Here is a 24,038-nt window from a genome sequence, read left to right on the forward strand (position 1 = left end):
CGCTGCTGGGTTCGGTACCGGGGACTGCCACGCCACCGATGGTCACACGTCCGGGCCCCCGGACACATCAGGGTGCGCCCCTAGGGCGTCCGGATCGCGGCCCCGCCCACCGCGGGCGACCCGGCGGAGCCAATCCGGTGAGATTTTCTCCTGATTCACTTCGAATCAGCTTGCGAATCGATCATCTGGTTATTCTCGAGCTGCCGTGACCGGATTCCGGTGAACCGTTGGCAGAACGGTTCCCGTGCGCCGGGGCGGCACCGCTCGGCCCTGTATCTCCGTGCCCCGTCCGCCGGCTGAGCACCGCGACGCGCCGGCGGATTCCCGCCGAACCGCCGCGCGGCAGACAGCCGAACCGAATACCGCAGGACGGCCGCAGGAATGTCACCGGTGATTCCACCGGCGCTCGGCGCTCCACTCATCCTTCCGTCTGCGAGGAACCATGAAGAGAAGCCTCGCTGCCGCCCTGGCAGCTCTGGTCACCGTCACCGGTGGTCTGCTCGGCAGCGCCCGACCGGCCCAGGCCGGCCCGGCCGTGGGCCGCGGCGGCGACGATCCGCTGCCCACCGTCCGGCTGATGCCGCTCGGGGACTCGATCACCGTCGGCGTCGGCAGCACCACGGGCGCCGGCTACCGCCTGCCGCTCTGGAACCTGATCCTCCAGCAGTCCCGCTTCCGGGCGCACTTCGTCGGCTCGCAGCGCGGCGGCGCGTTCCCCCAGCCCGACCACGAGGGGCACAGCGGCTGGACCATCAACGACATCCGGGGCAAGGTGGACGGCTGGCTCGCGACCGCCCGGCCGGACGTGGTGCTGCTGCACATCGGCATCAACGACCTCGACCGCAACGAGGACACCCCGCACGCCGCCGACCGGCTGGGACACCTGGTCGACCAGATCTACGCCGACGAGCCGGGCGTGACCCTGATCGTCCAGGGGCTGATCCCCACCACCAACGGGCTGCAGGACCTGGTGCAGCGGTTCAACGACCAGGCCCGCCGGCTGCAGCGCACCGAACGGCAGCGGGGCCGGCACTTCGGCTACGTCGACGCGCCCGCCCTGACGTCCACGGAGTTCGCCGACCAGCTGCACCCCAACGACCAGGGCTACGACCGGATGGCGCGGACCTTCTTCGGCGCGCTGCACCGGGACCTCACCCCGCTCTGGGTCGGCGGCCGGCCGCTGCTGCCGAGTGACGACGACGGGCCGGTCCGGCAGCGCAGCCGCACCAGCGCCTGAAGCCGGGGGCGCTCGGGGACGCTGGTCGGAGCGCCCCCTGAGCCGCTCTCAGGGAGAGATCAGGGTAGGGGCAGGGCTCCCACCGGTGCCGGCAGCCGGCCGCAACCCGCAGGATAGAGCCATGACGGACGAGCAGAGCGCGGCCCAGGACCGCCCCGCCGGCGAGGCCGGGCCCGAGGACCAGCGCCCGCCGCTGACCCGCACCGAACGGCACCGGGTGGTGGCCGGCGTGTGCGGCGGGCTGGGCCGCCACCTGGACATCGACCCGGTGGTGTTCCGGGTGGTGGTCGCGGTGCTCTGCCTGACCGGCGGGCTCGGCCTCTTCCTGTACGGGCTGGCCTGGCTGGTCATCCCGCTCGAACACCCCGAGGGCAAGCACGGCCGGACCGAGCTGCAGCGGGTGCTGACCGGGCGGGTGGACGGCCAGTCGATCGGCGCGGTGCTGCTCACGGTGATCGGCACCGGGGTGTTCTTCTCCTGGATGGGTAGCGGCGACTCGGCCTTCCCGCTGGTGCTGCTCGGGGCGATGATCTTCTTCGCGGTGCGCTACGACCCGGAGCGCCGGCGCCGGGCGGCCGGGCTCGGCACCCCACCGCGCCCGGGCGGCCCGTACGACCGGCCGACGGCCGGGGCGAACTCCGCGCTCACCGACTGGAAGACCTGGCGGCAGGAGTTCCACGAGGACTGGACGGCCCGCAAGGCCGCCATGCACCGCGAGTGGGAGGCCCACCAGGCCGAGCTGCACCAGCACGTGAACCTGTTCAAGGAGCAGAGCCGGTCCTGGGCGGCCGGGGGGCGCGGCACCGAGCCGGCCGACGCCCCGCCCACCCCGCCGCCCGGGGCCACCGGCTACCTCTGGGACCCACGGCACCCGGAGCGCAACCCGTACGGCGACCGCCACGCCTCCACCGCGCCGGGCGCGCCCGCGCAGCCCTGGTGGCAACGGACGGACCTGCCGGCGGGCGACCCGCTGCGCAAGTCCGACGCCAAGCGGTCGGCGCCGCTCCCGCCGGAGCGGCCGTGCCGCCCGCGCTCGTTCCTGGCCCCGCTCGGCCTGCTGGTCTCGGCCGGCGCCGGCTGGGCGGTCTGGTGGACGCACGGCCGGACGATGAGCACCTCGGGCACCTTCGCCACGGTCCTCGCCACCGGCCTGCTCGGGCTGGGCCTGACCATGCTGCTGGGCACCAGGTTCGGCCGGGCCCGGGTGCTGGTGCTGCCCGCGCTGGTGATCACGCTGACCCTGGCGGTGTTCGGCAGCACCGGCTCGATGAGCGCCACCATCGGCGACCGCAGCTGGGCGCCGGCCACCGCGAGCGACGTCCAGCGCCAGTACGACCTCGCCGCCGGGGACCTCGCCCTCGACCTGTCGGCGGTGGACCCGGGCGGCGGCACGGTCGGCACGGCGGTCCGGGTCGGCGCGGGCGACGTGCACGTCACCGTCCCGTCCGACGTCGCGGTGGACCTCACCGTGCACACCGCGGCCGGCGACGTCCAGCTCCCGGCCGGCGGCAGCCACGGCGGGCTGGGCACCGACCGCAGCGTCCGGCTCGCCCCGGCGGACGGTGTGCGGTCCAAGGGTGACCTCACCCTCGACATCCAGGTCGGTCTCGGCGACGTAGAGGTGGTACAGGCATGAAGCGGCACCGGATCGACCCCTTCTCGCTGATCTCCGGCGCGCTCTTCACCGGGATCGCGCTGCTCTACCTGGTCGCCTCGCTGAACGACGTCACGGTGAACGGACGGATCGTCATCCCGGTCACCTTCATAGTGCTGGGCACCGCCGGGCTGGCCGGGGCGGTGGCCGCGATGGCCCGTCGCGGCCGGTCGGCCGAGCCCCCGTCACTCGACCGCGAGGGCTGACGGACGAGCCGCCGGGGCCCGTCCGACGACTCCCGCCGGGCGCGCGACGACAGGACCCCGGGGACGGCAGGCCCTAGGACTGCTGGATCGGGCCGAGCTCGAGCCGGTCGCCGGACTTGCTGACGGTGTACCGGGGCAGCGGCTTGACCGCCGGGCCGGCCAGCACCGCGCCGGTGGCGGCGTCGAACCGGGAGCCGTGGCAGGGGCAGCTGAACTGGCCGTCCTTCGGCGGGTCGACGGTGCAGCCGGCGTGCGTGCAGATCGAGGAGAAGCCGCAGTACTGGCCGGCCTCGGGCTGCACCAGGTAGACGGTGTCCCCGGTGGCCGGGTCCTGGACGGCGGTCGAACCGCCCACCGGGACGGCGTCGGCCGGCGCCGACACCGTGCCGCCCCCGCCCGCCGGAGCACCGGCGGTGACCGGACGCGGCTTCTTCCGCACGATGGTGGCGGTCAGCGAGCCGAGCAGCAGCCCGGCCCCGCCGAGCGCCACGGCCGCGATGCCGCCGTCGACCACGATCCGGCGGCGCACCTCGGACTCGACCAGCCCGCGCCCGCGGTCCCGCTCGGCCCGCCGGGCCAGGTAGCCGTCGACCGACAGGTACGGCGTCCCGGCCAGCAGCAGGGTGGTCCAGGCCATCAGGTAGGGCAGGTCGTTGCCGAGGTAGTAGGGCGAGACGTTCCAGCTGGCGGTGAGGAAGAAGGTCAGGCTGAGCGTGGCGCCGCCGAGCGCGGCCAGCCGACCCCAGAGCCCGAAGAGCGTGCCCAGCCCGACCGCCAGCTCGCCGAAGGCGATCAGCAGCGCGAAGGGGGTCGGCTCGTGCAGGGCCGGGGTGAGCAGCCAGCCGATCGGGCTGTGCACCCGGTAGCCGGCGGTCATCGCGGTGAAGGAGAGCGGGTCGCCGGCCGCGGCCAGGTAGTGGCTGTCGGCGAGCTTGTCCAGGCCCGCGAAGCAGTAGGTGACGCCGAGGAAGAGCCGCAGCGGCAGCAGCGCGTAGCGGGTGGCGAGGGCTCGGCGCTGGGCGGCCCGGACCTCACGGTCCGTCCGGCCGTCGGCACCGGCCTCCCCCAGCGGGCCTCCGGTCCCGAGCGGCTCTCTGGTCCCCTCCAGCATGGGCGTCACCTTCCCGTACAGCCCGCCATGTCCTGACGGGTCCGGTCCGCATTCTGCCCTTTTTCGAGCATGAGCAGCGGCACCCGAAACGCTTATCGTCAGAACAGACTGCAGATCTGCCGCAAACGGCCGCACCGCCAGCCACGGATACGTGGCTGGCGGTGCGGCCGTTCAACGGGTGGGGACTACTCCCACTCGATGGTGCCCGGGGGCTTGCTGGTGACGTCCAGCACCACCCGGTTCACGTCCGGGACCTCGTTGGTGATCCGGGTCGAGATCTTCGCCAGCACCTCGTACGGGACCCGCGACCAGTCGGCGGTCATGGCGTCCTCGGAGGAGACCGGGCGCAGCACGATCGGGTGGCCGTAGCTGCGGCCGTCGCCCTGCACGCCCACCGAGCGGACGTCGGCCAGCAGCACCACCGGGCACTGCCAGATGTCCCGGTCCAGGCCGGCCGCGGTCAGTTCGGCGCGGGCGATCGCGTCGGCCTCGCGCAGCAGGTCGAGGCGCGCCTTGGTGACCTCGCCGACGATCCGGATGCCCAGGCCCGGGCCGGGGAACGGCTGGCGCCAGACGATCTCGGCGGGCAGGCCGAGCTCCAGGCCGACCATCCGGACCTCGTCCTTGAACAGCCGGCGCAGCGGCTCGACGAGCTGGAACTGCATGTCGTCGGGGAGCCCGCCGACGTTGTGGTGCGACTTGATGTTGGCGGTGCCGGCGCCGCCGCCGGACTCCACCACGTCCGGGTAGAGGGTGCCCTGGACCAGGAACTCCACCGGCTCGCCGGTCGCGCCGGCGTCCTCGACCACCTCGCGGGCGGCCTGCTCGAAGACCCGGATGAACTCCCGGCCGATGATCTTGCGCTTCTCCTCGGGGTCGGTGACCCCGGCCAGCGCGTCCAGGAACCGCTGCTGCGCGTCGACCACCTTCAGCTTGACACCGGTGGCGGCCACGAAGTCCTTCTCGACCTGCTCGGCCTCGCCCTTGCGGAGCAGCCCGTGGTCCACGAAGACGCAGGTCAGCTGGTCCCCGACGGCCTTCTGGACCAGCGCGGCGGCGACCGCGGAGTCGACTCCGCCGGAGAGACCGCAGATCACCCGCTTGGTCCCGACCTGCGCGCGGACCGCCTCGATCGACTCCTCGACCACGTTGCTGGTGGTCCAGCTCGGGGTCAGGCCGGCGCCGCGGTAGAGGAAGTGCTCCATCACCTGCTGGCCGTGCGTGCTGTGCAGCACCTCGGGGTGGTATTGGACGCCGTAGAGCCGCAGCTCGTCGTTCTCGAAGCCGGCCACCGGAACGCCCTCGGTGCGGGCGGTGACGGTGAAGCCCGCGGGAGCGGCGGAGCAGGCGTCGCCGTGCGACATCCAGACCGACTGGTCGACCGGGGTGCCCTCGAAGAGGGTGGAGCCGGGCTGGGTGACGGTCATCGGGGTGCGGCCGTACTCGCGGTTGCCGGTGTTGTCCACGGTGCCGCCGAGCGCCTGCGCCATCAGCTGGAAGCCGTAGCACATGCCGAAGACCGGGATCCCCGACTCGAAGATCGCACGCTCGATCGAGGGCGCGCCCTCGGCGTACACGGAGGACGGGCCCCCGGAGAGGATGATCGCCTTCGGGTTCTTGGCGAGGATCTCCGCCACCGGCATGGTGTGCGGGACGACCTCGCTGTAGACCCGGGCCTCACGCACCCGACGGGCGATGAGCTGGGCGTACTGGGCGCCGAAGTCGACCACCAGGACGGTGTCGACCGACGGTGCGGACTGGTCGGGCGGTGCAGAGGACACGGACAGCCTTCCGGCAGCAAACGGGGGTGTCGCCGCGCAGCGCGTCCGTGGGGGTGGCGGCGGGCGACGGATGGGCGGGTGTCGTTCCCGAGTCTACCGGCCGGGCCGCATCACCCGTCTGCCACGCCCCCGTGTCCGCTCCCGGCCCGGACTCGTTGCACCGGCCGACCGTACGACCGTGCCGCGCCCGCCAGGCGCGGCACAGCACGGCCAGGCGCCTGGACCGTCGCGACGTACGGCTCGGCAGGACCACGCGTGGAAGCACCAGTCCACTCGCGCACGTGGCACTCCCGACTCCCGGCCCGGCCGGGCACCCGGGGTGCCGTGGGACCGTGCGCGGGTGCGGTGGACCGGCGGCAGGGGACAGCGGCCGGCCCACGACTGCACCCGGAGGTGCGGCGGTCGGCCCGGGGACGCCCGGCCGTCGCCGCACCGCCCGGTGCACCCACCGATCAGCTACCGACAGTGACCACTTCTCGCCGGCCCGTCCACGCCGGCCGGCAGCTGCTGACAGCGTGTCAGGAGCGCCGCCGGGAGAAAATGGACTGTGCCGAACTGTGCCGAACCGGTTGCAGAGCACGGCCTCCGTCCACCACGATGCTCAGGAGGGGTTCGGCGGAGGTGGTGCCCACTGGGGCCCACCGGGATGCCGCCGGCCGCTCACTCCGGGTGAGCGAACACCCGCTGTCACTGCCGATCGGCCGTGCCACCCACGCGTGACCCGCGTGCCCGGCCCGCCCGGCGCACCGCAGAGCCAACCGAATAGACGGCGCTCCTCCCCCAGCGCCGTCGCCCCAGCACCGGCGCTGCCCTGACGCCGCGTGCTGAGCGACAAAGGGCCCCGTCCCCCCGCGGGGCCCTTTGCCCTGCCCTAGTCCTCCTGCGTCCCTGCCGGCCGGGCGGGCACCACCGGGACCGGCAGCAACGGCAGCCGCAGCGCCGCGAACGCGCCCTCCGGCACCGCCGCCCGCGCCGGCGGCACCGCCGCGACCCGCCGGTACGACTCGTCCTGGGCCGGCCGCGGGTCCGGCTCGCCCTTGTTCGGCCACATCGCCATCGCCCGCTCGGCCTGCGCGGTGATGGTCAGCGACGGGTTCACCCCGAGGTTGGCGGAGATCGCCGAGCCGTCCAGCACGCTGATCCCCGGGTAGCCGTACAACCGCTGGTACGGGTCGACCACGCCGGTGCGGGCGCTGTCCCCGATCGGGCAGCCGCCGATGAAGTGCGCGGTCATCGGGATGTCGAAGACCTCCCCGATCGTGCTGCCGGCGAAGCCGTTGATCTCGGCCGCCAGCGCCCGGGCGCCCTCCTCCGCCGCCGGGATCCAGCTCGGGTTGGGCGCGCCGTGCCCCTGCCGGGAGGTCAGCGAGCCCCGGCCGAGGCCGCTCTTCTTCCGCGAGACCGTGATCGAGTTGTCCAGCGACTGCATCACCAGGCCGATGATGGTCCGCTCCGACCACTTGCGGTTGCTCAGCGAGCGGGCGAAGACCCCGGGGTGCCGCAGCCAGGTGGCACCGGCCCGCAGCCAGCGCGGGCCCCGGCCGCCGCCGGGCACCTGCATGATCGACAGGAGGCCCATCGCGTTGGAGCCCTTGCCGTAGCGGACCGGCTCGATGTGGGTGTTCTCGTCGGGGTGGATCGAGGAGGTGATCGCCACGCCCTTGGTGAAGTCCGCCGGGGCGCCGTAGCGCCGGTCGGTGGTCTGCGCGCCGACCAGTGCCTCGGAGTTGGTGCGGGTCAGCTCGCCGAGCCTGGCCGAGATGGCCGGCAGCCGGCCCTCGTCGCGCATCCGGTGCAGCAGGGTCTGGGTGCCGTAGGTGCCGGCCGCGACCACCACCCGGGCCGCGGTCAGGGTCCGCGCGCCGGCCCGGCGGGCGTCCCGGGAGCGGGCGTTGGTGCGCTTGACGTCCACCGCGAAGCCGCCGCCGCGCGGGCGGATCCGGGCCACCGTGGTGAGCGGGTGGATCTCCGCGCCGTTCCGCTCGGCCAGGTGCAGGTAGTTCTCGGTGAGGGTGTTCTTGGCGCCGTGCCGACAGCCGGTCATGCACTCGCCGCACTCGACGCAGGCCCGCCGCTCGGGCCCGGCGCCGCCGAAGTACGGGTCCTCGACGGACGCGCCCGGAGCGGCCTTGGCCGTCCCGTCGGCATCCCGGCCGTCGCCGAAGAAGACCCCGACCGGCGCGGGGTGGAAGGTGTCACCGACGCCCATCCGCTCGGCCGCGCCCTTGAGGTGGACGTCGGACGGCGTGGTGGTGGGGTTGGTCCGCACGCCGAGCATCCGCCGGGCCTGGTCGTAGAAGGGCCGCAGCTCCTCCTCCCAGTCGGTGATGTGCCGCCACTGCCGGTCCTCGAAGAAGGCCTTCGGCGGGACGTACAGGGTGTTGGCGTAGTTGAGCGAGCCGCCACCGACCCCGGCCCCGCCGAGCACCAGCACGTTGGCCAGCAGGTGGATCCGCTGGATCCCGTAGAGGCCCAGCGCCGGGGCCCACAGGTAGTTGCGCAGGTCCCAGGAGTTCCTGGGCAGGTCGTCCCGGGTGAACCGGCGCCCGGCCTCCAGCACGGCGACCCGGTAGCCCTTCTCGGTCAGCCGCAGCGCCGCCACCGACCCGCCGAAGCCCGAGCCGACCACCACCACGTCGTAGTCGAAGTCCTCCGCCACGCTCGACTCTCCCTCCTGGCCGGTCACTTGAAGCCCATCGCCTTCAGTGCGCGCAGGCCCCCGGTCAGCACGGCCGCGAAGGCCTGCTCGTCCAGGCCGAACGCGGGACGGATCGGCATGATCCGCTGGGTGGCGATGGTCTGCGCCTCCGTGTAGCGCAGGATGCCCTCCGTGCCGTGCCGGCGACCGAGACCGGAGTCGCCCATCCCGCCCATCGGGGAGGCGACCGAGCCGTAGGCCGCCGCGTAGCCCTCGTTGATGTTGACCGTGCCGGTGCGCAGCCGGGCGGCAAGCCGCGCGCCGTGCCGGGTGTTGCGCGTCCACACGCTCGAGTTCAGGCCGTACGGCGTCGAGTTGGCGGCGGCGACGGCCTCCTCCTCGGTGTCGAACCGGTACACCGAGACCACCGGGCCGAAGGTCTCCTCGGCGCAGACCGCCATCTCCGGGGTCACACCGTCCAGGATCGTCGGCTCGAAGAAGAACGGGCCGACGTCGGGCCGGGCCTGGCCGCCGGCCAGCACCGTGGCGCCCGCCTTGACCGCCTCCTCGACGTGCCGGGTGACCACCTCCAGCTGCCCCGCGGAGGCCAGCGATCCCATGTCGGCGCCGTACGCCAGGCCGGTGCCCAACCGCATCGCGCGGGTCCGCTCGGCGAACCTCGCCAGGAACGCGTCGGCCACCGAGCGGTGCACGAAGAGCCGCTCGACCGAGACGCAGAGCTGCCCGGCGGAGGAGAAGCAGGCCCGCACCGCGCCCGCCGCGGCCTGGTCCAGGTCGGCGTCGGAGAGCACCAGCATGGCGTTCTTGCCGCCGAGCTCGAGCGAGGCGCCGACCAGCCGGGCGGCCGCCCGCTGGGCCACCTCGCGACCGGTGCGGGTGGATCCGGTGAACGAGACGTAGTCGGCCCGCTCGACCACCTCGGGCCCGACCACCGGGCCGTCGCCCACCACGACCTGCCACAACTCGGCCGGCAGCCCGGCCTCGACCAGCAGCTCGCGGGCCCAGAGCGCGGTCAGCGCGGTCTGCGTGTCGGGCTTGTTGACCACCGCGTTGCCCGCCGCGAAGGCCGGCAGCGCGTCGCCGACCGAGAGCTCCAGCGGGAAGTTCCACGGCGAGATCTGGCCGACCACGCCCTTCGGCCGGCGCGCCTCGACGGTGTGGGTCAGCACCGGCAGCGCGCCGTTCCGCCGGTGGTCGCGCAGCTGGCCGGGTGCGCGCCGCCCGTAGTAGCGGGCCGCCATGGCGACCGAGAGGATCTCGTCGAAGGCGTGCAGCCGGGACTTGCCGGTCTCCGCCTGGATCAGGTCGAGCGCCTCGTCCTGTCGCCTGAGCAGCAGGTCGTGGAAGCGCAGCAGCACCGCCGCCCGGCGGCGCACCGGCTGCGCGGCCCAGTCCCGCTGCGCCTGGCGGGCCAGCCGGTAGGCGCGCTCGACGTCCGCCGGGGTGGACTGCGGCAGCTCGGCCAGCGGCTCACCGGTCAGCGGCGCGATGGTCCGTACGGTCTCCGCGCCGGCGGCGGCGTTGACGCCCCGGGCCAGCCGGGCTACCAGGGAACGGGGGACCGCCGAGGCGACCGTACGGCCGGCGCCCGGGGCCACGGGGTTGCGGCCGGAGCCGCGGCTGACTGCCGTGATGTCGGTCATGCGCGCAGCCTAAGGGCTGGATGGCCGGACCGGTACCCGCCGGTAACCGGAAACCCACCAGCAGGTTTCAGGAGGTGGGGGTGAAGTTGTTGAGCACCGCGGTGAACCACTGCTGGGTCAGCGTCCAGTCCGAGGGGTTGTCGGGGCAGGACATCAGGATCGCGTAGGAGGTGCCGTCGGCGTCCATGTACTCCTCCTCGATCACGTGGCGCGGCCCCGGGTTGGTCGGGTTGACGCTGCTGTAGGTGAACTCCCAGCGGGCGCCCTGCAGGCCGCGGACCTTGTTCGCGGCCAGGGTGATCCGCTGGTAGGCCTTGAGCTTCTTGCGGACGTCCACCTCCAGCTGGGTCAGGTGGTCCAGCGGGGAGAGCGACTGGCCCACGTTCACCGCGAACTGCAGCACGTGCCGCTGGTTGTCCGGGCTGTAGTAGATCTGGTTGGAGCTGTCCGTGGTGCGCTGCCAGGTACCGATGGCGGTGGGCAGCTGGAAGCCGAAGCCGGCCGGGTCCTGGGTCCACTGGTAGCCGGGCAGCACGCTGCCGGGCGCCAGCGGGGAGGCGCTGGCGTCGTCCGGGACCAGGCTCGCGCTCGTCGAGGGTGACGGGGACGGCGTGCCGGGGGTGGCACTGCCCGTCGAGGTCGTGCGGCCCAGCTGGTGCAGCGCCACCAGCGCGCCGGCGCCGCCGATCACCAGCACGGTCAGCACGACCAGCGCGATCCGCACCCGCGAGCGGCGGCGGCGCGGGGCGGGCGCCGGCGGGGTCGGGGTCGGGGTCGGGGCGGGCTGTTCGGGCGACCGGAGCTCGGTCGGCCCGGTCGGCTGGTGCTGCTCCTCGGCCGCGAACTCCGGCTGGGACTCCGGCTGGGACTCCGACTGGAACTCCGACAGGTACTCCGGCTGCGGCCCCGGCCCCGGCTCCGGCTCCGGCTCCTGGCGGTCCACCACCGGAACCGCCTGGGTCGGCGTCCGGTGCACCTGCTGGGCCTGCCGCGGGGCCTGCGCCATGCCGATGGTGTGGCCGGCCATGACCTCCTGCAGCATCCGCAGCGCCTCGTCGGCCTCCGGCCGGTCGCCCGGCTCCTTGGCCATCAGCGCGGCCAGCACCGGACCGAGCGCGCCTGCCCGGCGCGGCTCGGGCAGCGGCTCGTCGACCACGGCGGCCAGCGTGCTCAGCGGGGTGTCCCGGCGGAACGGGGACTGGCCCTCGACCACCGCGTACAGCGTGGCGCCGAGCCCCCACAGGTCGGAGGCCGGTCCGGGACGCTCGCCCTGGGCCCGCTCCGGCGCCAGGTAGTCCGGGGAGCCGACCAGGTCGCCGGGGCGGGTCAGCTCGGAGTCGCCCTCGAACTTGGCGATGCCGAAGTCCAGCAGCACCACGCGGCCGGTGCCGCGCTCCAGCAGCACGTTGGCCGGCTTGACGTCCCGGTGCAGCACGCCGAGCTGGTGGCCGCGGTGCAACGCGGCCAGCACCTGGGCGCCGATCCCGGCGGCCTCGCGGGCGTTCAGCGGGCCGTCCTGCGAGATCACGTCGGCCAGTGAGCGGCCGTCGACCAGCTCCATCACGATCCACGGCCGGCCGTCCTGCTCCAGCACGTCGTGGATGGTGATCACGCCGGGGTGCTTGATCCGCGCCGCGGCGCGGGCCTCCTGCTTCATCCGGGACTGGAGGATCGCGAGGTCCTCCTCCGGCAGGTGGTTGACGGTCAGCTCCTTGACCGCGACCTCGCGGTCGAGCATCAGGTCGCGGGCGCGCCAGACCGTGCCCATGCCACCCCGGCCGAGCCGGTCACCCAGCTCGTAGCGGCCGGCCAGCATCCGCACTTCCTGGTCCCGTCCGCTCATGGCGACCGCTCCCCCTCTTCGGTGCACCATGCAACTGATCACCGCTCGAACAACGTATCCCTCACAGCCTAGGCGCCCGGCCCGCCAGCCGGAATCGCGCCCCGCTCACGTGACCCTGCTGTGACGTGACCCACAGGCGGCGGGCGGGTCGTCAGCCTGCCAACCAGACGATGGCCGTCAGCGCCAGCAGCGTAGCGGTCAGTACACCCACCACCAGCAGCACCGGCAGGAGCGTCGACGGGCGGTGCCGGGCGTGCCGGGCGTGCTCGCTCGGCACCGCTTCGGCGGCCCCGCGGCGCCAGCGCACCAGCCGCCCGGCCGGACGCGGCACCGGCAGCGGCTCCTCGGCCGGACGCTCCTCGGGATACGGCTCCGGGGCGTTCGCCAGCAGCTCCGCGAGCACGAGCACCGCCTCCTCGGCGGTCAGCCGGGCGGCCGGGTCCGGGTCGAGCAGCCGGTCCACCAGCGGGCGCAGCGGCCCGCAGTCCGCGGTGCCCTCCGGCCCGCCGGCGCGGACCGCGGCGAACAGCGCGGCCGGGGTGTGCTCGGGGAACGGGCCGCGGCCGGTCAGCAGCCGGTACAGCAGCACGCCGAGCGCCCAGCAGTCGGCGGGCTGGCCCGGCTCGGCGACCGGACCGGGCGCCGCCAGCAGCTCCGGCGCCCAGCGCTCGGCCCGCGGCCCGACCAACTCGGCGCGGACCGGCACCCAGCGCCGACCGTCCGGGCCGCCCAGCGTCCGGGCCAGCGTCTCCTCCGCCGCGCCCGAGGCGTGGCCGCCGAGCAGCGCGGCGCCGTCCTCGCAGAGCAGCACGGTCTGCGCGAGCACCTTGCCGTGCACCCGACCGGCCCGGTGCACGGCCCGCAGCGCCCGCGCCAGGTCCGCCGCCAGCTCGGCCACCCGGTACGGCGGCAGCGCCCCGCCGGCCAGCCGCGCCGGCAGCCCGACCGCGGCCGGCCGTTCCACCGCGCACCAGAGCACGCCCTCCTCGGCCAGCGCCGCGAAGGCCTGCTGCAGCCGCGGGTGCTCCGGACAACCGTCGATCGCCGCGGTGGCGGCGGCGAGCACCTCGGCCGGGTCCAGCCAGCGACCGGGGCCCGGCGACTCACTGCCGTACAGGTCGGGGGCGAGGACTTCGGGCAGCTCCAGCGGCTCCAGCCGCACGGGCGTGCCGTCCCGCAGGTCGACGGCGTCCAGCGGCTCGCCCGCGGCGGACGGCTGCCGGTCGTCCGTCAGCCGGTACCGGCCGCCGACCACCCGGTCGGACTCCGCGCGCATGCCCTCCCCGTCCCCGTCCCGGCTCAGGAGGCCGGCTGGAAGGTGGCGAAGCCGGTGTCCCGGGCCTGGCTCAGGTCCGGGGAGTTCCAGTCGCTGTCGTTGGCCGTCCAGTAGATCGCGTAACCGTACTTGCCGTTGCCGGTGACGAAGCCGCGGTTCAGCGAGTGCTGCCTGGTGCCCGAGCCGAAGGTCCACTCCCAGTCGGCCGCGTTGCTCCACCGCCAGCCGGACACCGCCTGCAGCTGGACCAGCTGGTAGTCGCTGGCGTGGAAGCCCGCCGCCTCCTGCTGCCAGTCGGCGAGGGCGCTGGCGTCGGCGGGCGACTTCCACTCGACCACCAGCGTGACGTCGCGGCCGGTGAACCGGCTGCTGTCGGCGGAGTCGCTGGTGTGGCCCTGGTAGCTCAGCCAGTCGGGGAGCTGGATCGAGTAGCCGGACGGGTCCTGGTGGAGCGTGTAGCCGGACGGGACGGCGGAACCGGACGGGACGGCGGGCGAAGCGGCGACCGAGGCCGGAGCGGCGGCGGCCGGGCCGCTCGCGGAGGCCTCGGACCCCTGCGGGGCGCTCGCGCTCGCCGCCGGGGTGCTCGGGGCCGGCGACAGCGACGCGGCTCCCGCCCCGGCCGGCGTGCTCTGCGCGGCCAGCGACATCGGGTCGCTCGGCCCGGCGGCGGCCTTCCCCGCGCCCTTCCCGCCGGACGCCATCGCCAGCCCGACCAGCCCGGCTATCAGCAGCAGCAGCACGACCACCAACAGCAGCTGGCGGCGCCGCAGCCGGAGCCGCGAGGGCGCGCCGAGCGTCTCGCTGCGGGTCCAGCCGCCGGTGTCGGCCGGCTCACCGCCCGCGGGGGCGGCCGGCGGCGCTTCCTCCTTGGCCGGGCTCGGCGTCGCGGCCTCCGGCGCGGGCAACCGGCTGCCGACCCGGACCGTGCTCAGCCCGGGCACCTTCGGCAGCTGCTTCGGCTTCTTCCCGCCGGCCGGCTCGACCTCCTTCGCCGGCTCGGCCGGCTCGACCTGCTCCCGCTCCTCCGCCGTGGTCTTCTTGGCCGGCTTGCGCGCCGGCATCGCCGACTGGGTGGTCGACTCGGCCCGGCTGGTCGACTCCGCGATGATCCGCTTGAGCATCGACCGGGTGGTCGAGTTGTCCAGCCGCTGCTCCGGGTCCTTGTCCAGCAGCCCCTCGATCACCGGGCGCAGCGGGCCGGCGTTGGCCGGCGCGGGAAGCTCCTCGGTCATCACGGCGGTGAGGGTGGCCAGCGCGGACCCGCGGTCGTACGGCGGTTTGCCCTCGACCATCGCGTAGAGCGTGCCGCCCAGCGACCAGAGGTCGGCCGGCGGGCCGGGCTTCTGCCCACGGGCCCGCTCCGGCGAGATGTACGAGGGCGCGCCGACCAGCATCCCGGTGGAGGTGACCGAGGAGTCGCCCTCCACGCTGGCGATGCCGAAGTCGGTGAGCACCACCCGGCCGTCCTCGCCGATCAGCACGTTGGACGGCTTGACGTCGCGGTGCAGGATGCCGTGGCTGTGCGCGGCGCCGAGCACGCCGAGCAGTTCGAGCGCGATCTCGGCGGCCCGGGACGGCGCGACCGGGCCGTCCTGCTTGATCACCTCGGCCAGTGAGCGGCCGTCGACCAGCTCCATCACGATCCACGGCCGGTCGTCCTCCTCGACCACGTCGAAGACCGTGACCGCGGCGGCGTGCCGGATCCGGGCGGTGGCCTTGGCCTCGCGCAGGGTGCGAACGATCAGACGGTGCTTCTCGTCCTCGTCGACCCCGCCGTGCATCCGGAGTTCCTTCACCGCCACGATCCGGCCGAGCATCTCGTCCTCGGCCCGCCAGACGGTCCCCATCCCACCGCTGCCGAGGATCGAGTCGAGCCGGTAGCGGCCGGCCAGGACGCGTCCGGAAGTGCCCTGCGGCTGGGTCATTCGGGCGTTCCCCCATGTGCTGCTGCCGATCGGGTGACGGACCGTCGGTCCTCAGCGGGACGTAGAGGACGGCCAAGCCTCCATCATCCCCTGTGTCGAGGGCGGACGTTCACTCGACCCCTGGATTTTCCCGCATCCCGATCGGAATCCGCCACTCTCCGGAACGCGTGTGGCCCCCGCCGGACGGCGGGGGCCACACGCGGGCAAGCGTTCTGACGACGGATCAGCGGTGGCTGACCGTCACCTCGACCCGCTGGAACTCCTTCAGCTCGGAGTAGCCGGTGGTGGCCATCGCCCGGCGCAGCGCGCCGAACAGGTTCATCGTGCCGTCCGGGGTGTGCGAGGGACCGGTCAGGATCTCCTCGGTGGTGCCGACCGTGCCCAGGTCGACCCGCTTCCCGCGCGGCAGCTCCTCGTGCACCGCCTCCATGCCCCAGTGGAAGCCCTTGCCGGGGGCATCGGTGGCCCGGGCCAGCGCGGCACCGATCATCACCGCGTCCGCGCCGCAGGCCACCGCCTTGGCGATGTCGCCGCTGTAGCCCACGCCGCCGTCGGCGATCACGTGCACGTAGCGGCCGCCGGACTCGTCCATGTAGTCCCGGCGGGCCGCCGCGACGTCGGCCACCGCGGTGGCCATCGGCACCTGGATGCCCAGCACGTTGCGGGTGGTGTGGGCGGCGCCGCCACCGAAGCCGACCAGCACACCGGCCGCGCCGGTGCGCATCAGGTGCAGGGCCGCGGTGTAGGTGGCGCAACCACCGACGATCACCGGGACGTCCAGCTCGTAGATGAACTGCTTCAGGTTGAGCGGCTCGGCCGCGCCGGAGACGTGCTCGGCGGAGACCGTGGTGCCGCGGATCACGAAGACGTCCACACCGGCGTCCACGACCGCCTTGGAGAACTCGGCGGTGCGCTGCGGGGAGAGCGCGGCGGCCGTGACGACGCCCGACTCGCGCACCTCCCTGATCCGCTGGCCGATCAGCTCGGCCTGGATCGGCGCGGCGTAGATCTCCTGCAGCCGGCGGGTCGCCTGGGCCGCGTCACTGATCGCGGCGATCTCGTCCAGCAGTGGCTGCGGGTCCTCGTAGCGGGTCCACAGACCCTCCAGGTTGAGCACCCCGAGGCCGCCGAGCCGGCCGATCGCGATGGCCTGTGCGGGCGAGACCACGCTGTCCATCGGAGCTGCCAGGAAGGGCAGCTCGAACCGGTAGGCGTCGATCTGCCAGGCGATCGAGACCTCCTTCGGGTCCCGGGTCCGGCGGCTGGGGACGACGGCGATGTCGTCGAAGGAGTACGCCCGGCGGCCGCGCTTGCCTCGCCCGATCTCGATCTCAGTCACTTCGAGCCTCTCTGCTTGCTGCTCACAATCGCCCCCCAGTATCCCGGACGCCCGCCGCCCACGCGCACGAAGGCCCGCCACCACCGGTGGCGGGCCTTCGAAGGATCTTCGTCAGCGCGCGGTGTAGTTCGGCGCCTCGACCGTCATCTGGATGTCGTGCGGGTGGCTCTCCTTGAGGCCCGCGGAGGTGATCCGGCAGAACCGGCCCTTGCTCTCCATCTCGGCGACGGTGGCCGCGCCCACGTAGCCCATGGTCTGCCGCAGGCCGCCGACCAGCTGGTGCAGCACCGCGGAGAGCGGACCGCGGTAGGGCACCTGGCCCTCGATGCCCTCGGGCACCAGCTTGTCGTCCGAGGCCACCTCGGCCTGGAAGTAGCGGTCCTTGGAGTACGACCGGCCCTGTCCGCGGGACTGCATGGCGCCCAGCGAGCCCATGCCGCGGTACGACTTGAACTGCTTGCCGTTGATGAACAGCAGCTCGCCCGGGGACTCCTCGCAGCCGGCCAGCAGGCTGCCCAGCATCACGGTGTCGGCGCCGGCGGCCAGCGCCTTGCCGATGTCGCCGGAGTACTGCAGGCCACCGTCGCCGATCACCGGCACGCCGGCCGCGCGGCAGGCCAGCGCCGCCTCGTAGATCGCGGTCACCTGCGGCACGCCGATGCCGGCGACCACCCGGGTGGTGCAGATCGAGCCGGGGCCGACGCCGACCTTGACGCCGTCCACGCCGGCGTCGATCAGCGCCTGGGCGCCGTCCCGGGTCGCCACGTTGCCGCCGACCACGTCGACCGCGACGGCCGACCTGATCTTGGCGATCCAGTCCAGCGCGTTGTGGCTGTGGCCGTGCGAGGTGTCCACCACCAGGAAGTCGACGCCCGCCTCGACCAGCGCCTGGGCCCGGTCGAACGCCTCCGAGCTGGCACCGACGGCCGCGCCGACCAGCAGCCGGCCCTCGGCGTCCTTGGCCGCGTTCGGGTACTTCTCGGCCTTGACGAAGTCCTTGACGGTGATCAGGCCCTTGATCCGGCCCTCGTCGTCGACCAGCGGCAGCTTCTCGATCTTGTGGCGGCGGAGCAGCGCCATGGCGTCCTCGCCGGAGATCCCGACCTTGCCGGTGATCAGCGGCATCGGGGTCATGATCTCGCGGACCTGGCGGCCGCGGTCCGACTCGAAGGCCATGTCACGGTTGGTGACGATGCCCAGCAGCTTGCCGTCCGGGTCGGCGATCGGCACGCCGCTGATCCGGAACTTGGCGCAGAGCGCGTCCGCCTCGCCCAGGGTGGTCTCCGGGCCGACCGTGATCGGGTCGGTGACCATGCCGGACTCGGAGCGCTTGACCAGGTCGACCTGGTTGACCTGGTCCTCGACGGACAGGTTGCGGTGCAGCACGCCGACGCCGCCCTGGCGGGCCATCGCGATGGCCATCCGGGCCTCGGTGACCTTGTCCATCGCGGCGGAGAGCAGCGGGATGTTCACCCGGACGTTTCGGGACACCCGGGAGCTGGTGTCGACCTGGTTGGGCAGCACCGACGAGGCCCCGGGCAGCAGCAGGACGTCGTCGTACGTGAGCCCGAGCATCGCGAACTTCTCGGGTACGCCTGCGGCGTTGTAAGACATGGTGGGGGATACCTTCCCGTGGCCGGCCTGGTCGGTCTGAGCGCGCCCTGTGAAGGGTCGGGGGCGCATGTCACGCGCGACGGAACGGTCGGCTGCCGTGGTACGGCCGCCTCGCACCCGCGCGCTCACCGGCACAGGTCAGGCCGCCAAGAACCACCGCACTTGGAGGAACATCCAAGAGAAAGCCGCTCACACGTGCGGATCTTTGGCAACCCGTCCAGGCGCCGATACCCCATGGTACTGGCATCGCGAATGTCCACTCGCGCCCCCTTGACAACAGCTCGATCACGTGTGTGCTTCCGGCACGGAGCGTGGTCGGCCGTTCCCTCGGCCACCCCCTCGGGTGGGTCCCTCGGACGGCCCCCTCAGGCGGACTCCTCCGCCAGCGCCCGCAGCCGGCTGAGCGCCCTGTGCTGGGCCACCCGGACCGCCCCCGGCGACATCCCGAGCACCTCGCCGGTCTCCTCCGCCGAGAGCCCGGCCGCCACCCGGAGCAGCACCAGCTCGCGCTGCCGGGCCGGCAGGTTGGAGAGCAGCTCCCGGGCCCAGGCCGCGTCACTGCTGAGCAGCGCGTGCTCCTCCGGGCCGAGCGCCTCGTCCGGCAGCTCCGGCAGGTCGTCCGGCGGGATCACGGTCGAGCCGGGCCCGCGCATCGCGGCCCGCTGCAGATCGGCGATCTTGTGCGCGGCGATGCTGTAGACGAAGGCCTCGAACGGGCGCCCCTCGTCGCGGTAGCGCGGTAGCGCGCAGAGCACCGCGACGCAGACCTCCTGCGCCACGTCGTCCACGTGGTGCCGGGCACCGCCGGGCAGCCGGACCAGCCGGCCGCGGCAGTACCGCAGCACCAGCGGGTGAACGTAGGCGAGCAGCGCGTCGGTGGCCGGGCCCTCGCCCCGGACGGCCGCCGCCACCAGCTCGGCGACCAGCGGCGAGGTGCCGACCCGGTCCGCGCTCCGGCGGCCGCGCCGGCCGGCGGACGAAAGATCGGACGACTCGTCGCCGGAGGCACCGTCCGTCACGGCACCACCCGGATCTGCCTGGCCGGGGTCGGCGGCCTCGTCGTCACGCATCGGTCCATGGTGCCTGGTCGTTCCTTCGAGCGTCGCACCGCACCCGGAGTTGTGCATCGGAACGTTATCCGCCGCGGGCACCGCCCCACCCCCGTTCACGTCACCGTCGACCCCGTCGTTCTCGGTCGTGCCGACCACGGCTGCGAGATCCGCCGCAGTGCCTGTCCGCTGCTCCCCGAGATGCTCCACCCCTCCATGGTGCAGCCTCCGGGGCCCGGCGGCCTATATCCGGGCGCGCTCCGCCCTCCGTTGCGAGGAGGGCGGAGCGCGCCACCGGGCCGGCGGACGGGCTCAGCGGACCAGGCCCCAGCGGAAGCCGAGCGCGACCGCGTGGGCGCGGTCCGAGGCGCCGAGCTTCTTGAAGAGCCGCCGGGCGTGGGTCTTCACGGTGTCCTCGGAGAGGAAGAGCTCGCGACCGATCTCCGCGTTGCTGCGCCCGTGGCTCATGCCCTCCAGCACCTGGATCTCACGCGCGGTCAGGGTGGGCGCGGCCCCCATGTCCGGGCTGCGCAGCCGACGTGGCGCCAGGCGCCAGGTCGGGTCGGCCAGCGCCTGGGTCACGGTGGCCCGCAGCTCGGCCCGCGAGGCGTCCTTGTGCAGGTAGCCGCGGGCGCCGGCGGCCACCGCGAGGGCCACCCCGTCGAGGTCCTCCGCGACGGTGAGCATGATGATGCGGGCTCCGGGGTCGGCCGACAGTAGCCGGCGGACCGTCTCGACCCCGCCGAGTCCGGGCATCCGGACGTCCATCAGGACGAGATCCGAGCGATCGGCCACCCAGCGGCGGAGGACCTCCTCACCGTTTGTCGCTGTGGTCACCCGGTCCACACCGGGGACGGTCGCGACCGCCCGGCGCAGCGCCTCCCGGGCGAGCGGTGAATCGTCGCAAACGAGAACGGATGTCATGACCGTCCTCCGCAGCTGATCCGCGTCACGTTGAGCCTCCTGGCTGGTACGAATCTCTCCGACACGGCCTCTTCGGCGCCGACCCCGTTCGGACCGCCGGTCACCCGACGATCACCCTGGGCGTCCGGCACCCGCCAACCGCCTCCACGCTTCCAACGACCGTCACTCGAATGAGTTACGGGCCTCAGGGCCATATCCACCACTGTACGTGGCCGTCCCATTACCGATCAGCCGCATCGCGGGGCAGACGCCGCTCTTTTGTGCTCACGGCGCGCGCCGGTCACCGGCCGCGCACGCCGGAGCACGGCCACGGACAGCCTCGAACCCGGGCGCGCCGACCACTCCGCGCCACCCGATTGCCACGCCAGCGCCCGCCGATTCTCATGCCCCGATCGTCCGTTTTAATAGCTTTTGTACGATGATTGACTGATGTGCAACTGTGTGGGTGACTTGTCCCGTGGGTCGCCGTAAGTCATATTTCCAGGTGTCCATCCCGACACCTCGAAGCCTCGCCGAACGGACGCCTTCACCGAAGGGAATGAGCCATGGCAGATTTCTCCCGACTCCCCGGCCCCAACGCGGATCTGTGGGACTGGCAGCTCTCCGCCGCCTGTCGCGGCGTGGACAGCTCGCTCTTCTTCCACCCCGAGGGGGAACGCGGCGCCGCCCGCAGCTCACGCGAGCAGAGCGCCAAGGAGGTCTGCATGCGCTGTCCGGTCCGCACCGAGTGCGCCGCCCACGCGCTGGCGGTCCGCGAGCCGTACGGCGTCTGGGGAGGACTGACCGAGGACGAGCGCGAGGAACTGCAGGGCCGCTCGCGCAACCGGCTGGTCGAAGCGCCCCTGAGCGTCCGTCAGTAAGCAGAAACGTTTCTTCAGTGCGCCTCCGTGGTGCGGCGCATCAACGACGCCCGGGCCGCGACCCCACGAAGCGGCTCAACGGCCGGCCGCCACCGAGGCGAGCCGGTCGAGCATGAGCGCCACGGCCGGCACCTCGGCCAGATCCGGCAGGGTGAGCGCGACCACCTGTCGCACCGCGGGCCCACCGGGCACCGCGTGCACCGGCACCGCCGCCACCCCGTCGTGCCGCACCGCCGTCAGCGCCAGCCTCGGCAGCACCGCCACCCCCAGGCCGGCCGCCACCAGGCCGACCACCGCCGGGTAGTCGTCGGTCGCGAAGTCGATCCGGGGCTCGAACCCGGCCCCGGCACAGAGCTCCACCAGGTGCCCGCGGCACTGCGGACAGCCCGCGATCCACTGCTCCCCGGCCAGCTCGGCCAGCTTCACCGGCTGCCCCTCGGCACGCTCCGCGAGCCGGTGCCCGACCGGCAGCAGCCCCACCAACGGATCGTCAAGCAACGGGCGCACCACCAGGTCGGACCAGTCGCCCGCGGCCGCCGTCTCGGCCGCCGCCAGCACCGCCTCGGCCCGGGCCGCCCGGGTGCCGCCGTGCGCGGGCACGGCCGGCGGCGCCACGCCGTCCGAGTAGCGGAAGGCCAGCGCGACCTCGCACTCGCCGCCGCGCAGCATCGCCAGCGACTCCGGCGGCTCGGCCTCCACCAGCGACACGCGCACCCCCGGATGGGCGCCCCGCAGCTGGGCGACAGCGGGCGGCACCAGGGTGGAACTCGCGGTCGGGAACGAGACCAGCCGCACCCGCCCGGCCCGCAGCCCGGCGATCGCCGCGACCTCCTCCTCGGCCGCGCTCAGCCCGGCCAGGATCCCGGTGGCGTGCTTGAGCAGCACCTCGCCGGCCTCGCTCAGCTGCATCCCGCGGCCCGCGCGGACCACCAGCGGCAGCTCGACCGCCTTCTCCAGCGCCTTCATCTGCTGGCTGACGGCCGGCTGGGTGCAGCCCAGCTCGCGCGCGGCGGCGGAGAAGGAGCCGGTCCGGGCGACGGCGCGCAGGACCCGGAGATGGCGAGCCTCGATCATGCGTCCGTTATAGGCCCTCGCCCGGCCGGGGCAAAACGCCGCCGGTTCCGGGGCCGGGAAACGGCCGGGGCCCGGCCACCCCCGCGGTGCGGGAGCGGCCGGGCCCCGGTGCGGTACCGGTACCGGCTCGCGTCAGTGCGAGTGGCCGTGGCCGCCGTGCGAGTGGCCGGCCTCGGCCTCCTCCTCCTTCTTCTCCACCACCAGGGTCTCGGTGGTGAGCAGCAGGGAGGCGATCGAGGCGGCGTTCTCCAGCGCGGAGCGGGTGACCTTGACCGGGTCGATGACGCCGGCCTTCACCAGGTCGCCGTACTCACCGGTGGCGGCGTTGTAACCCTGGCCGGCCTCCAGCTCGGCGACCTTGGAGGTGATGACGTAGCCCTCCAGGCCAGCGTTCTGGGCGATCCAGCGCAGCGGCTCGGCCAGCGCCTTGCGGACGACCGCGACACCGGTCGCCTCGTCGCCGTCCAGGCCCAGGCCGCCGTCCAGCACCTTGGCGGCGTGCACCAGGGAGGCGCCACCGCCGGCGACGATGCCCTCCTCGACCGCGGCGCGGGTCGCCGAGATGGCGTCCTCCAGGCGGTGCTTGCGCTCCTTGAGCTCGACCTCGGTGGCCGCGCCGACCTTGATCACGCAGACCCCGCCGGCCAGCTTGGCCAGGCGCTCCTGCAGCTTCTCGCGGTCCCAGTCCGAGTCGGTGTTGGCGATCTCGGCCTTGATCTGGGCCACCCGGCCGGCGACCTCGTCGGCCGCGCCGGCGCCGTCGACGACCGTGGTCTCGTCCTTGGTGATGGTGACCCGGCGGGCGGTGCCGAGCACCTCCAGGCCGGCCTGGTCGAGCTTGAGGCCGACCTCCTCGGAGATGACGGTGGCACCGGTCAGGGTGGCCAGGTCGCCGAGGATGGCCTTGCGGCGGTCACCGAAGCCCGGGGCCTTGACGGCCACCGCGTTGAAGGTGCCACGGATCTTGTTCACCACGAGGGTGGAGAGCGCCTCGCCGTCCACGTCCTCGGCGATGATCAGCAGCGGCTTGGAGGCACCGCCCTGCAGGATCTTCTCCAGCAGCGGGAGCAGCTCCTGGATCGAGGAGATCTTGCCCTGGTTGATCAGGATGTACGGGTCCTCCAGGACCGCCTCCTGGCGCTCCTGGTCGGTGACGAAGTACGGCGACAGGTAGCCCTTGTCGAACTGCATGCCCTCGGTGAAGTCCAGCTCCACGCCGAAGGTGTTGGACTCCTCGACGGTGATCACGCCGTCCTTGCCGACCTTGTCGATCGCCTCCGCGATCAGCTCGCCGACCTGCGGGTCCTGGGCGGAGAGGGAGGCGACGGCGGCGACGTCGTCCTTGCCCTCGATCTCGCGGGCGACCGAGAGCAGGTGCTCGGTGACTGCGGCGACGGCCTTGTCGATGCCCTTCTTCAGGGCGGCCGGGCCGGCGCCGGCGGCGACGTTCCGCAGACCCTCGTTGACCAGGGCCTGGGCCAGCACGGTGGCGGTGGTGGTGCCGTCACCCGCGACGTCGTTGGTCTTGGTGGCGACCTCCTTGACGAGCTGCGCGCCGAGGTTCTCGTACGGGTCGTCGAGCTCGACCTCACGGGCGATGGTGACACCGTCGTTGGTGATGGTCGGGGCGCCGAACTTCTTGTCGATGACGACGTTGCGGCCCTTGGGACCGATGGTCACCTTGACGGTGTCGGCCAGCTTGTTGACACCGCGCTCCAGCGAGCGGCGGGCGTCCTCGTCGAACTGCAGGATCTTCGCCATGATTCCGTTTCCTCGGGATATCTGCGTCACGTGGACCAACAACCGCGCCCCGGGCCCCTGTCACGGGTCCCGGGGCGGG

At 73.4% G+C, this 24,038-nt stretch carries 17 protein-coding genes and 1 pseudogene; 4 read left to right on the forward strand and 14 right to left on the reverse strand.

From position 1 onward, the window contains the following. Nucleotides 1–442: 442 nt before the first annotated feature. From ACIGXM_RS00665 to ACIGXM_RS00675, 3 genes are all read left to right on the forward strand, one after another. Nucleotides 443–1,237, forward strand: a complete 795-nt coding sequence (locus tag ACIGXM_RS00665; RefSeq protein WP_396555375.1) for an SGNH/GDSL hydrolase family protein — start codon at nucleotides 443–445, stop codon at nucleotides 1,235–1,237. A 121-nt stretch (nucleotides 1,238–1,358) separates the two neighbouring features. Then, a complete protein-coding gene (locus ACIGXM_RS00670) occupies nucleotides 1,359–2,873 on the forward strand; it encodes a PspC domain-containing protein (protein ID WP_396555377.1) in 1,515 nt (504 codons plus the stop codon). Further along, nucleotides 2,870–3,097 carry a hypothetical protein gene (locus ACIGXM_RS00675; RefSeq protein WP_396555379.1) on the forward strand — a complete coding sequence of 76 codons (228 nt, stop codon included), beginning with the start codon at nucleotides 2,870–2,872 and terminating at the stop codon, nucleotides 3,095–3,097. The genes ACIGXM_RS00670 and ACIGXM_RS00675 overlap by 4 nt, the downstream gene beginning before the upstream one ends. Nucleotides 3,098–3,170: 73 nt before the next feature. On the opposite strand, the gene ACIGXM_RS00680 is transcribed toward ACIGXM_RS00675, so the two are convergent. From ACIGXM_RS00680 to ACIGXM_RS00735, 12 genes and pseudogenes are all read right to left on the reverse strand, one after another. After that, nucleotides 3,171–3,626 (reverse strand): Rieske (2Fe-2S) protein, encoded by a 456-nt coding sequence (locus tag ACIGXM_RS00680; RefSeq protein WP_396557300.1) that lies wholly within the window; start codon nucleotides 3,624–3,626, stop codon nucleotides 3,171–3,173. A 30-nt stretch (nucleotides 3,627–3,656) separates the two neighbouring features. After that, nucleotides 3,657–4,208: pseudogene (locus ACIGXM_RS00685) on the reverse strand (DoxX family protein); the annotation flags it as partial. Nucleotides 4,209–4,393: 185 nt separating this feature from the next. Then, nucleotides 4,394–5,989, reverse strand: a complete 1,596-nt coding sequence (guaA, locus tag ACIGXM_RS00690) for a glutamine-hydrolyzing GMP synthase (RefSeq protein WP_396555381.1) — start codon at nucleotides 5,987–5,989, stop codon at nucleotides 4,394–4,396. An 871-nt stretch (nucleotides 5,990–6,860) separates the two neighbouring features. After that, a complete protein-coding gene (locus ACIGXM_RS00695; RefSeq protein WP_396555383.1) occupies nucleotides 6,861–8,648 on the reverse strand; it encodes a GMC oxidoreductase in 1,788 nt (595 codons plus the stop codon). 23 nt (nucleotides 8,649–8,671) lie between these two features. Further along, the gene (locus ACIGXM_RS00700; RefSeq protein ID WP_396555385.1) at nucleotides 8,672–10,291 is read right to left on the reverse strand and encodes a succinic semialdehyde dehydrogenase; all 1,620 of its coding nucleotides are present in this window, start codon (nucleotides 10,289–10,291) and stop codon (nucleotides 8,672–8,674) included. 67 nt (nucleotides 10,292–10,358) lie between these two features. After that, nucleotides 10,359–12,134 (reverse strand): serine/threonine-protein kinase, encoded by a 1,776-nt coding sequence (locus tag ACIGXM_RS00705; RefSeq protein WP_396555387.1) that lies wholly within the window; start codon nucleotides 12,132–12,134, stop codon nucleotides 10,359–10,361. A 151-nt stretch (nucleotides 12,135–12,285) separates the two neighbouring features. Continuing rightward, the gene (locus ACIGXM_RS00710; RefSeq protein ID WP_396555389.1) at nucleotides 12,286–13,410 is read right to left on the reverse strand and encodes a hypothetical protein; all 1,125 of its coding nucleotides are present in this window, start codon (nucleotides 13,408–13,410) and stop codon (nucleotides 12,286–12,288) included. A gap of 23 nt (nucleotides 13,411–13,433) precedes the next feature. Further along, nucleotides 13,434–15,338 (reverse strand): protein kinase, encoded by a 1,905-nt coding sequence (locus ACIGXM_RS00715; RefSeq protein ID WP_396555391.1) that lies wholly within the window; start codon nucleotides 15,336–15,338, stop codon nucleotides 13,434–13,436. A 223-nt stretch (nucleotides 15,339–15,561) separates the two neighbouring features. Further along, complete coding sequence (locus tag ACIGXM_RS00720; protein ID WP_396555393.1) at nucleotides 15,562–16,677, reverse strand: GuaB3 family IMP dehydrogenase-related protein; 1,116 nt, start codon at nucleotides 16,675–16,677, stop codon at nucleotides 15,562–15,564. A gap of 111 nt (nucleotides 16,678–16,788) precedes the next feature. Further along, nucleotides 16,789–18,291: an IMP dehydrogenase gene (guaB, locus tag ACIGXM_RS00725; protein ID WP_396555395.1), complete on the reverse strand. Its 1,503-nt coding sequence runs from the start codon at nucleotides 18,289–18,291 to the stop codon at nucleotides 16,789–16,791. A gap of 365 nt (nucleotides 18,292–18,656) precedes the next feature. Next, entirely contained in the window at nucleotides 18,657–19,361 is a 705-nt protein-coding gene (shbA, locus tag ACIGXM_RS00730) for an RNA polymerase sigma factor ShbA (protein WP_396555397.1), read from the reverse strand. Between the two features lie 291 nt (nucleotides 19,362–19,652). Beyond that, entirely contained in the window at nucleotides 19,653–20,264 is a 612-nt protein-coding gene (locus tag ACIGXM_RS00735; protein WP_014136228.1) for a response regulator transcription factor, read from the reverse strand. Between the two features lie 545 nt (nucleotides 20,265–20,809). On the opposite strand from ACIGXM_RS00735, the gene ACIGXM_RS00740 reads away from it, so the two are divergent. Beyond that, on the forward strand, nucleotides 20,810–21,124 hold the full coding sequence (locus tag ACIGXM_RS00740; RefSeq protein ID WP_396555399.1) for a WhiB family transcriptional regulator: 315 nt from the start codon (nucleotides 20,810–20,812) through the stop codon (nucleotides 21,122–21,124). A 75-nt stretch (nucleotides 21,125–21,199) separates the two neighbouring features. On the opposite strand, the gene ACIGXM_RS00745 is transcribed toward ACIGXM_RS00740, so the two are convergent. Then, nucleotides 21,200–22,198 carry a LysR family transcriptional regulator gene (locus ACIGXM_RS00745; protein WP_396555401.1) on the reverse strand — a complete coding sequence of 333 codons (999 nt, stop codon included), beginning with the start codon at nucleotides 22,196–22,198 and terminating at the stop codon, nucleotides 21,200–21,202. Nucleotides 22,199–22,330: 132 nt separating this feature from the next. Then, nucleotides 22,331–23,959 (reverse strand): chaperonin GroEL, encoded by a 1,629-nt coding sequence (groL, locus tag ACIGXM_RS00750; RefSeq protein WP_396555402.1) that lies wholly within the window; start codon nucleotides 23,957–23,959, stop codon nucleotides 22,331–22,333. Nucleotides 23,960–24,038: the final 79 nt, after the last annotated feature.

The organism is Kitasatospora sp. NPDC052896, assembly GCF_044547075.1.
GTDB lineage: Bacteria > Actinomycetota > Actinomycetes > Streptomycetales > Streptomycetaceae > Kitasatospora.

Coding starts and splice junctions, on each gene's coding strand:
- ACIGXM_RS00665 (WP_396555375.1), top strand. CDS start 443: ATGAAGAGAAGCCTCGCTGCCGCCCTGGCAGCTCTGGTCACCGTCACC.
- ACIGXM_RS00670 (WP_396555377.1), top strand. CDS start 1,359: ATGACGGACGAGCAGAGCGCGGCCCAGGACCGCCCCGCCGGCGAGGCC.
- ACIGXM_RS00675 (WP_396555379.1), top strand. CDS start 2,870: ATGAAGCGGCACCGGATCGACCCCTTCTCGCTGATCTCCGGCGCGCTC.
- ACIGXM_RS00700 (WP_396555385.1), bottom strand. CDS start 10,291: ATGACCGACATCACGGCAGTCAGCCGCGGCTCCGGCCGCAACCCCGTG.
- ACIGXM_RS00705 (WP_396555387.1), bottom strand. CDS start 12,134: ATGAGCGGACGGGACCAGGAAGTGCGGATGCTGGCCGGCCGCTACGAG.
- ACIGXM_RS00710 (WP_396555389.1), bottom strand. CDS start 13,410: ATGCGCGCGGAGTCCGACCGGGTGGTCGGCGGCCGGTACCGGCTGACG.
- ACIGXM_RS00715 (WP_396555391.1), bottom strand. CDS start 15,338: ATGACCCAGCCGCAGGGCACTTCCGGACGCGTCCTGGCCGGCCGCTAC.
- guaB (WP_396555395.1), bottom strand. CDS start 18,291: ATGTCTTACAACGCCGCAGGCGTACCCGAGAAGTTCGCGATGCTCGGG.
- shbA (WP_396555397.1), bottom strand. CDS start 19,361: ATGCGTGACGACGAGGCCGCCGACCCCGGCCAGGCAGATCCGGGTGGT.
- ACIGXM_RS00735 (WP_014136228.1), bottom strand. CDS start 20,264: ATGACATCCGTTCTCGTTTGCGACGATTCACCGCTCGCCCGGGAGGCG.
- ACIGXM_RS00740 (WP_396555399.1), top strand. CDS start 20,810: ATGGCAGATTTCTCCCGACTCCCCGGCCCCAACGCGGATCTGTGGGAC.
- ACIGXM_RS00745 (WP_396555401.1), bottom strand. CDS start 22,198: ATGATCGAGGCTCGCCATCTCCGGGTCCTGCGCGCCGTCGCCCGGACC.
- groL (WP_396555402.1), bottom strand. CDS start 23,959: ATGGCGAAGATCCTGCAGTTCGACGAGGACGCCCGCCGCTCGCTGGAG.